Below are 9,549 nucleotides of genomic sequence, written 5' to 3' on the forward strand. Positions count from 1 at the left end.
TGCTTGGTATAGCCCAGCTTCCATATATTGGAGCTGTTGGGGCAAAGCTTTTATACCCGGATGACACCATTCAGCACGTTGGTATTGTTAGATCTAATGATGAGTTTTCTCACGTTAATAAATCTATGAATAAGGATTGTCCTGGTTATAAAAGCGTTAATGATATTATAAGAGAATATTCCTGTATTACAGGTGCTTGCATAATGATATCTAAAGATAAATTCTATAAAATTGGTAAATTCAATGAGGAATTAGCTGTAGTAAATAATGATATAGAATTGTGTTTAAATCTCTTAAAATCAGGTTATTATAATGTTTATACTCCTCATAGTGTTTTGTACCATCATGAATCTGTTTCAAGAGTTAATAAATTTAATGAACAAATGGGACGTGAAAAGAATTATTTAAAAGAAAAATGGCAAGATTTTCTAAGTAACAGTGATCCATTCTATAATCCAAATCTAAAAGACTGCTATTTCTGTGTCAAAACGGATTTATAAAAAAATAAATAAGCAGAATAATAAAGTTGTATTATTGTCAAAATGTACTTTTTCTTCCTTTTTACTGCAAACAAAAAGGAAGAAAAAGTACCAAAAAGAAGGAAAAACCCTGCTGATATGACGGCTGCTCGAAGCTCGATTATTGGATAAAATCCCAGTCGGGCTTAACTCGCCTGCAGGGCAGGCTCAAACAGAAGCCCTACAAGATATTATTCACGCTTCGGCATCCGTAAGCTGTTTTATATTATGACTTCTCTCTTAGCTATTTTTTGGATCACTATACCTGTTAGCTTCATACAGGTAAGGTAACTTCATAAACATATTTACCTTAAATTATAGTGATTATTCATATAATTTATTTAGGTACTTGATTAGAATAATATCTAATGATTGATAATAAATTTCTAATATTTGCAGTTTTCGGTATTTATAAAATTTAAAAAAATCGTCAAAACTGTCATTGCGAGCCTGCAACGCAGGCGTGGCAATCTATCCGGCGAACATTGAAAAGATTACTACGTCGCTTTGCTCCTCGTAATGATATGCTACATTATTTATTTACAGATGTTTTTACAGTCTTTACAGCTATTTGGAAGGATAACAGAATTACATCTGGGGCATCTTTCTCCCAAATATTTTTTGTCTACATTCATATTACAAGTTGGACACGTTAAAAATTCTTTTTTTGTACAATTTAATTCTTTGTCCATCTACATCACCAACCCTAAAATCCTTGATAATATACCCCCTATAAGAAATGCAAGTATCCACGAGCCAAACCATATAGATGAGGCTTCTTTAAACCCTCTTTCTTTGTACATAACAATTACAGCAGCTATACAGGGTACAAATAAAGTAAGCACTACAAGGCTAGTCAAGATCTGAGCAGGATTTAAAATTGCAATACCGCCTCCAATTCCAGCCATTTGTGCCAGTCCTGCTGCGCCAAAGTCTCTTCTTATTAATCCCATAATAAATACGGTTGCAACTTCAGGAGGTAAATTTAATAGGCTGACCGTAAGAGGTGCTAGAAATTCCTGTATTACTTTTAATCCGCCTGTTATTTCTAAAATCGTAATCAAGAAGGCTCCAAGGAAAAATAGCGGTGTTGCTTCTTTCAAAAAATGCCAGCTTTTAGATAAAGCTTTATCTAAAACATTTTTAAGAATAGGTAATCTCATTGGGGGTAAATCAATAAGTAAATAACTTGATTTACCTGGTAAAAGCTTATCTAGCACTGTTCCAACTAAAACCATTACGGTAAAAATGCTTAATAAATATATTATCCAACCTTTTAAGCCGCCAGCAACGGCTATAAGTCCAATTATAACACCAAGTTGTGCAGAGCAAGGGACGGCAAGGCCTAAAATTGCTGTTGCAATAGTTCTTTCTCTTTTTGATCCCAGAATTCTTGTAGTAATTGTTGCCATTGTAATACAGCCAAAGCCTAATATAATAGGAATAATAGCTCTTCCATTTAAACCGATTTTTGATAAAAATCTGTCAGTTAAAACTGCCAATCGAGGTAAATAGCCGGAATCTTCCAGGATTGCCATAAATATGTAAAATCCAAATATAAGGGGTAATAAGACTCCGAGAATATACTGAACAGTCATAGTTAAGAGTCCAAATTCTCCAACCAGTATTTGATTTATAGGCCCTTCTGGAATTATTTTTGTAACTAAATCAGTAATCCAGGGGGTGTAATACTTTAAAAGTATGTTGTTTTCAAGAAAATCTACTAGATCACCAGCTATTAGGCCACCAACTATTTTATAAAGAGCAAGTAATATTAACATAGCTACTGCAAAACCTACTATTGGATTTAATAGTAGCTTACCTATAAAAGTTGATATATTAACATTTTTTGTGGTTTCTGATGCCACTTTATCAATAATTTCATTTACTCTTTTTCTTCTCTCAGAATAAATATAGTCTCTACTATCCAGATTTTCTTTTTTGTCTTCAAATTCAAGAATTTTATCGATTCGTTCTTCTTTAGATAAGCTTACTAACTGGAATTTGTCCAAATAAGCTGATTCTATATTTGATTTTTCAACTTTTGTGTTTTGAATATAGTCTTTAACCTCTTTAATTCCTTGATTTTTAATGGCAATTGTTGGAAAAACCTTCACGCCAAAGAGGTTTTCAAGAGCTTGATAATCTATTTCTATTCCTCTTGATTGAGCTTCATCAATCTGATTTAAAACAACGATAATCGGGAATCCCATATCAATTAGTTGCTGAGTTAAAAATAAATCTCTTTCTAAACTCATAGCACTAACAATATTTATAATTAAATCTGCTTCTAAGATGATTTTTTTAGCTACAATTTCTTCATCATTATAGCTGCCAATACCATAAATTCCTGGAGTATCTAGTATTTGCCAATTCTTAAAGGTGGCTTTTGCTATATCGACAGTTGTTCCGGGATAATTACTTACTTCAACATATGTTCCGGTAAACTTATTAAAAAATACAGATTTGCCAACATTAGGATTGCCAACTAATACAATCTTTTGCAAATTTGTATTATCGGAATTATTTTTATTCCGATTTTGCTGATTTTTAAGTGTTGTATCCATTTTATATAACCTTAACGTAAATTTGTTTTGAAAGATCTCTTCCTACGGCTATTTCTTGTTGATTTCTTTGAATAATAACAGGACCGGGTTTTGCTATACAGGTTATTTGTTGACCTTTTTCTATACCAAAACAGGAAAAAAAGCGACTCACTGTAGAATCAATAAAGTCCAAGATTTCAACCCTTTGCCCAACTTTTATTTCAACTAAGCTTACCATTATTTTGTTTATTATTCCTTTCTTTAAGCTTATTGAGAATATTTCTCAATAACTCCTAATATTAGATTATCACAGCAATTTTGTAATGTCAATCATGTTTAATTCCTTATATATAAGTTAAAAACAAAGCGTTTTAATAAAATGCATTTCTTATTTTTAAATTAGCATAACTGAATTTGCAAAATAGTTTGAAGAAATGCTTCGTGAGCGATTTTTAAAAGATTGAATGTATTTATGCCAATCCTGAATTGCAAGCTTTTTTTAAGATAATTAAACCAATATAAAGTTAATTTTTATTATTAAAGTTTCATGTTGAGTAAAATCACGCTGATTCCCTTTTTTTAAAATGTTAATGTAAATTTATAAGCTTTATTTTAAACACATAAATTTTCTTTGATTTACTATAGTAAAACACTCAACAAACTTTATTTAATATATATATTCATATATACACTGTATTTTTATTAAAAAACTTGCTCATTTATATAAAAAACTCTATAGTAGTATGTGGGGCAGCAAATACAGAAGTTTATTGAGGGGAGTTGATAACCTAAATATAAAATGGGTTAATCTAAATACGAGAGAGAACTGTATAAGCAGGAACGTGGAGGGTGAAAAAGAAGTGCTAGAACACGGTTATATTCAAATTTATACTGGGGATGGAAAAGGTAAAACTACAGCATCATTAGGTCTAGCATTAAGAGCTATCGGGCATGGGTGGAAAGTTTTAATTATACAATTTACTAAAGGGGAACAGGCTAACAATTATTATGGTGAAATTGCTTCTTCTTCAAAATTGATGCCAAATTTAGAAGTGGCACAGTTTGGGCTTGATCGAGTAGTTTATTCTGATAACATTAATATGGAAGACTACAAAGAAGCTAAAAAAGGTTGGCAGTTTACAAAAGAAGCGATTAATAGCGGTAAATATCAACTGATTATTCTTGATGAAATTAACATTTGTGCAGATCTTGGCATGATTAAGATTTCAGAAATAAAAGAAACTCTTAAAAATAAACCTCAAAATCTTGAAATTGTACTTACCGGACGTCGTGCACATCCTGAACTTGTAGCTATGGCTCACCTCGTAACAGAAATGCAGCCTATCAAACATTATTTCAATATGGGTGTTATGGCACGAAAAGGCATAGAATATTAGACTTTTAAAATTGTAATTTCAAGAGAGAGCAGATTTTAATCTGCTCTCTCTTGTTTTGTAAACAAAAAAATATGCCCAGTTGTATAACTGGGCTAAAGTAGAGGATATTTGCAGTGGAGAGGAGTTAATTTAAGAGAGAGATTGTATGTAATGAATAGTTAGAAAATTCCGTATGAATTTGCACCTGCTAATGCCATATCTATTCTTGTTAATATATCTTCTTGAGGTCCTCCTAAGTATTCATTGAAATCGCCTTTAATATCATCTTTTAATGATTTGCCACCTGTTAAGTATTTATATTGATGTAGAACCTGACTCAAGACATTATCAGGACTGTTATTTATGATATCTTTAACTGTTTTTTCATCCGTGCCGGCACCTTTCATAGCTTCATGAAGAGCTATTGCTGCGTTTGCTGGGCTAATTTTTGCTGCCTGGTTAAGTAAATCCAATTCCTTACAATGTGGTTTTCCTAAGCCTAAAGCACCTTGTACTCCGCATAAATGATGCCTTATATCTTGTCTGAGTTTGTCTGGAGCACCATACATTTTTCCATATACTATTTCTAATGCGGCTAATTTTGCAGGATTTTCTTGTGCTAATTTATTTAAAACCATGTTTATTCTTTTGCTCTTGTCTGGTAAAGGCCAGGCGCAAAATGAAGAATGTATGCTATCTGCTAATTCTCTAAGGTTAGGATCACCCAAGTATGAATAGACGTTTTGACCACTCATTGATGTCATTCCTAGAGAATTCATACCCATAATACTATTAATATTACCCAGAGCACCTTGAGAACCCATAGACATCGTAGGCATACTATTCATTTGAGTCAGGGCATTAATAGTCAAATTATCTAACCAATTCGAAAATTGGTTTTTACCACCATTCTGAGCCGTAGGATAATAAACTGATTTATCCATCAAACTTGTAATACTTCCAGCTGTTCCCATACTTACCTCCCCAATTCGGGTTTACAATATAAATGCAAAGATCGAACACTTCCTTATTTATATAAAAACAAAACAAAGTTATAAATTTACTTTTTTGGATAAATTATTAAGATATTTTAAGAAAAAAATGAAATACTTCAATTGAAGCTGATTTATAAAGCACAGGAATTATGCAGTAAGATAAAAATCCTGAAAAGATCGAGCATCTAGCTAATTACTGAGCCTTGAAATGTTTTCTTGCGGAGATTTTGCTAAAACTTATGCTTCTATCCCAATCAACCAACTCTTCTTTGGAATAATCTTTCACCTAAGTTTCTCTTTTTATTTCTCTTCATAATAAAAAACTAATTAAAGTGTAAGTTTTAGCAAAATTGTAGCTTTAAAACCATTTCTTAGACTCAGTAATTAGCAGAATAAATAGCCAAATTTTTTACCAGACCCGAAGGGTGAGTCCTGGCAAAGTTATATGCATCTATTAATAATTTTTTATCAGGACGAATTTAAAAAATTTGGCGATACAATCGTTCAATAAACTCCATAATAATGATTCTTTTGACGATTTAATGAATGATCTCTGTAAATCATAAAAGGGTCACTCTTAGAGTGACCCTTTTATGATTTGTAATTCTCTATTTATAAAATTACGGCACCTTTTATATCTACATCTATTGTTTTAATAGTAGAATTGATCCCTGAGGCTTCCCAGGTGGAACTTACTATTTCTTTTATTTCTTCAACAACATTATTTCTGGAAATTACAAGAATACTTGGCCCTGCACCACTTATGACGGTACCGAGTATATCTATTTCTTTTAAGTTTTCTTTAATTTCGTTATAACCAGGTACCAGTCTGCTGCGATACGGCTGGTGTAATCTATCTGTTAATGCATATTTCATTAATTCATCGTCTTTAGAATGCAAAGCTTCTATGAACATTGCACATCTCTTTGCATTAAAAGCAGCATCTGAGAAGTTAACTACCTGAGGAAGGACTGATCTTGAAATCTGAGTAGCAAGTTCATAATCAGGTATACAAACGGTTAATTTCCATTCCTGAGGCCAATCGACTTTTCTATATATAATACTACCGTCATCCTCTGCTGAAGATAATACAAAACCTCCTAACATAGCAGGTGTAATATTATCAGGATGGCCTTCAACTTCGTTAGCTACTGATAGTAAAGCAGCTTCATCAGCAGGATTGCCTAATAACTGATTTGCTGCTAAAACCCCACCCATTATAACAGAAGCACTACTCCCTAAACCTTTTGCGATAGGTATATTAGACTGAATATTGATTCTTAATGCCGGTGGAGTTTGTCCTGTATAGTTATAAAGAAGTTCTATAGCTTTATAAATTACGTTAGATTCGTTAGTTGGAATTAAAGAGCTAGTTGTTCCTTCTTCCTCTTCACCCAGAATATTTATTTGAAGTCCGGTTGTTGGATAAACAGTTTCTTCTACTGTTATAACATTATATAAAGATAATGCTATTCCGAAACAATCAAATCCCGGTCCTAAATTTGCCGTAGTAGCGGGTACCTTAACGCTTACTTTCACTATTGTATTCCTTTTCCAAACCTTCTACATTTTTTGCCGGTGCTACTATCGAGATAATATAAGGGTCATTAAAATATTTATTAGCTGTATTTGTAATATCTTCTGCTGTAATAGAATTTATTAAATCAGGAAATTCATAATTATATTTAAATCCCTTACCGGTTACCTCAAACCAGCCTAGATTATGTGCTTTTTCTTGATTTGTTTCTTGTGATAACGCAAATTGTCCTATCAATTTTTGTTTTACTTCATCCAGCTCCTTTTTACTTATTGGTTCTGTTTTTATTCTTTTTATTTCATTTAAAAAGCCTTCTTTTACAGCTTTTATATTTTCAGGCTTAGTACCTATATATAACACAAAGAAACTATTATCAAGCCTTGAAGGATATGCGCTGCTAACTACGTAAGCCAGCCCCTGTTTTTCTCTCAAATTTACAAAAAGCCTTGAACTCAGACCATTTCCAAGAAGTCCGTTAATTATTTTTAAGCTGGCATATTCTTTATCCTGAGTTATTCCTGTAACAGGCCATCCTAAAACCATTGAAGCAGCGGTGGTATCTTTTTTTATGATGCTGAGCTGATTTTGCTCTTTTGCTTTATAACTTGTTTTTAGCTCATTAATGTTAATTTTTTTTCCTTCTTGTTTTGGGAAATAAGTCTGTAATTTACTTATTAAATCATTAGTATCTATATTTCCGGATACAGATATAACCATATTTTCAGGAATAAAATATTCATCATGAAATTTAACTAAATCTTCCCTGTTAACCTTATTTATATTTTTCTCTATAACTTCTCCAACATAGCCATAGGGATGGTTAGGATACATTTTTTTTGTGAAGTTTTCGAAAGCATAAGAAAGAGGCGTATCACGCGATTCTTTAATTCCTTGAACAGTATCGATTTTAGCTTTTTCTATATATTCAGGATTGAATACAGGATTATTGATGATATCAGCTAAAATTTCAAGAGCCTTATTGAAATCAGAAGCTGTGGATTTGAGTTTTATTTCAAAATAGTCAGCCTCTGAAGAAGGTGCAATAATAATACCGGAATTTTCAAGCTCCTTTGATATTTCTAAGGCATTTCTACTTTTTGTCCCTTTCATTAATGTTGCTGCCAATATATCCTGTAGTCCTGGCTGGGCTACAAGTAAGTCGCCACCTTTAACAAAGATGCTGAGTGATATTATCTCATTTGAATCATTTTTTTCTGTAATTAGAGTCATATTATTATCTAAGATATATTTTGAAGCATTTTTATAAGATTCTTGTGGTTTTTGTGTGTAATTTATATTTATATCATTAGGTAATAATGCTGATGTAGCCATTCTTGATTCTGGAAGATATTTTTTTACGGCATATTGAATATCATCTGCGGTAATTTTATTAATATCATTAATATATTCAGTATAATAATCCAGCTTACCGCCAATTGTCATAGAATAACCAATAGAGTTGGCTATATTTTCAACAGATTCATTACCATATAAAAACTCTCTTTGAAGCCTTGTTTTTGCCTTTTCCAGCTCTTCTTTGGTAACCTTTTCATTTCTTAATTTATCAAGCTCTTTTAAAACAGCCTTTTTAGTGAGTACATAATTTTCCGGTTTTAAATCAGCATCTATAAAGAAAATACTGTCATCTTTCATAGAATGATGGCCTGATGAGATAGATGAAACCAGGTTTTTTTCTTTTACATTCTGGTATAATCTTGAGCTTCTGCCGCTACCAAGGATTTCTGCTGCTAAATCAAGGGCATAATTATCTTTTCTATTCCATATAGGAACACCTTTAAAGCCTATTTCCAGGTATCCAACGTTATAATTGCCTTTTTCGATTTTTTCGGTGTTTTTTGTTATATAAAGTTCTTTATCATAATTACTTTTTATAGTTTTAGAACTTATAGAATTATCTTTGAATTTTTCTTTTACACTCATCAATGTTTTATCAGTATCAATATCTCCAACTATAACTGTGGTCATATTTGAAGGGGTATACCATTTATTATAATAATCAAGAATTTCTTCTCTTGGTAAGTTTTGTATTATTTCCATGGTTCCAAGAGTTTCATATTTATAAGGGTGTGATTTAAACAGAATTCCGTTAAGATTATTGAATAATATACGACTTGGATTATCCAGAGCCCTTCTTATTTCTTCTTGAACGACATTTCTTTCTCTATCCAGCTCATCTTGAGGAATAGTGGCATTTAAAAGTAAATCTGCATGAAGATCTAAAGCAATATCAGCTTGTTGACTTGCTATAGTAGTGTAATAATGAGTAAAATCCTTGCTGGTTGCTGCATTAAAATTTGCACCTTTTGATTCAAGAATTTGCTCCATTTCACCAGCTTTATAGTTTTTTGTGCCTTTAAATAAAAGGTGTTCAAGAAAATGTGAAACCCCGTTTATTTTATCATTTTCATTAATTGAGCCGGTTTTAATCCAGGTATCAATTGTAACTATAGGATTAGCGTGGACCTCTTTGATAACTACAGTATGACCATTTTTTAAATGGAAAACTTTAATTGAATTATCAAGTTCTTTTGCTATACAGGCTAAATTAACTACCAG

At 31.9% G+C, this 9,549-nt stretch carries 6 protein-coding genes and 1 pseudogene (2 of these 7 running past the window's edge); 2 read left to right on the forward strand and 5 right to left on the reverse strand.

Features of this window, described 5'->3' with window-relative positions:
- A pseudogene (locus A2255_09040) lies at positions 1-500 on the forward strand (hypothetical protein); it begins 1,687 nt to the left of the window's first position.
- Positions 501-1,210: 710 nt separating this feature from the next.
- Here A2255_09040 and A2255_09045 read toward each other — a convergent pair.
- Positions 1,211-3,025, reverse strand: coding sequence for a ferrous iron transport protein B (locus A2255_09045; protein ID OGI22017.1), 1,815 nt, complete (start codon positions 3,023-3,025; stop codon positions 1,211-1,213).
- 61 nt (positions 3,026-3,086) lie between these two features.
- Positions 3,087-3,302 (reverse strand): hypothetical protein, encoded by a 216-nt coding sequence (locus A2255_09050; GenBank protein ID OGI22013.1) that lies wholly within the window; start codon positions 3,300-3,302, stop codon positions 3,087-3,089.
- A gap of 622 nt (positions 3,303-3,924) precedes the next feature.
- On the opposite strand from A2255_09050, the gene A2255_09055 reads away from it, so the two are divergent.
- Complete coding sequence (locus A2255_09055; GenBank protein ID OGI22018.1) at positions 3,925-4,461, forward strand: hypothetical protein; 537 nt, start codon at positions 3,925-3,927, stop codon at positions 4,459-4,461.
- 158 nt (positions 4,462-4,619) lie between these two features.
- Here A2255_09055 and A2255_09060 read toward each other — a convergent pair whose 3' ends face one another.
- From A2255_09060 to A2255_09070, 3 genes are all read right to left on the reverse strand, one after another.
- The gene (locus A2255_09060; protein ID OGI22014.1) at positions 4,620-5,414 is read right to left on the reverse strand and encodes a hypothetical protein; all 795 of its coding nucleotides are present in this window, start codon (positions 5,412-5,414) and stop codon (positions 4,620-4,622) included.
- Positions 5,415-6,047: 633 nt separating this feature from the next.
- Positions 6,048-6,977: a homoserine kinase gene (locus tag A2255_09065; protein OGI22015.1), complete on the reverse strand. Its 930-nt coding sequence runs from the start codon at positions 6,975-6,977 to the stop codon at positions 6,048-6,050.
- Positions 6,958-9,549, reverse strand: partial view of a hypothetical protein gene (locus A2255_09070; protein OGI22016.1) — the 3' portion only. It continues 45 nt past the right edge of the window; the window shows 2,592 of its 2,637 coding nt (coding positions 46-2,637); the start codon falls outside the window, past its right edge; it ends in the stop codon at positions 6,958-6,960. Before A2255_09070 ends, A2255_09065 begins: the two co-directional genes overlap by 20 nt.

This window comes from Candidatus Melainabacteria bacterium RIFOXYA2_FULL_32_9 (genome assembly GCA_001784615.1).
Classification (GTDB): domain Bacteria; phylum Cyanobacteriota; class Vampirovibrionia; order Gastranaerophilales; family UBA9579; genus UBA9579.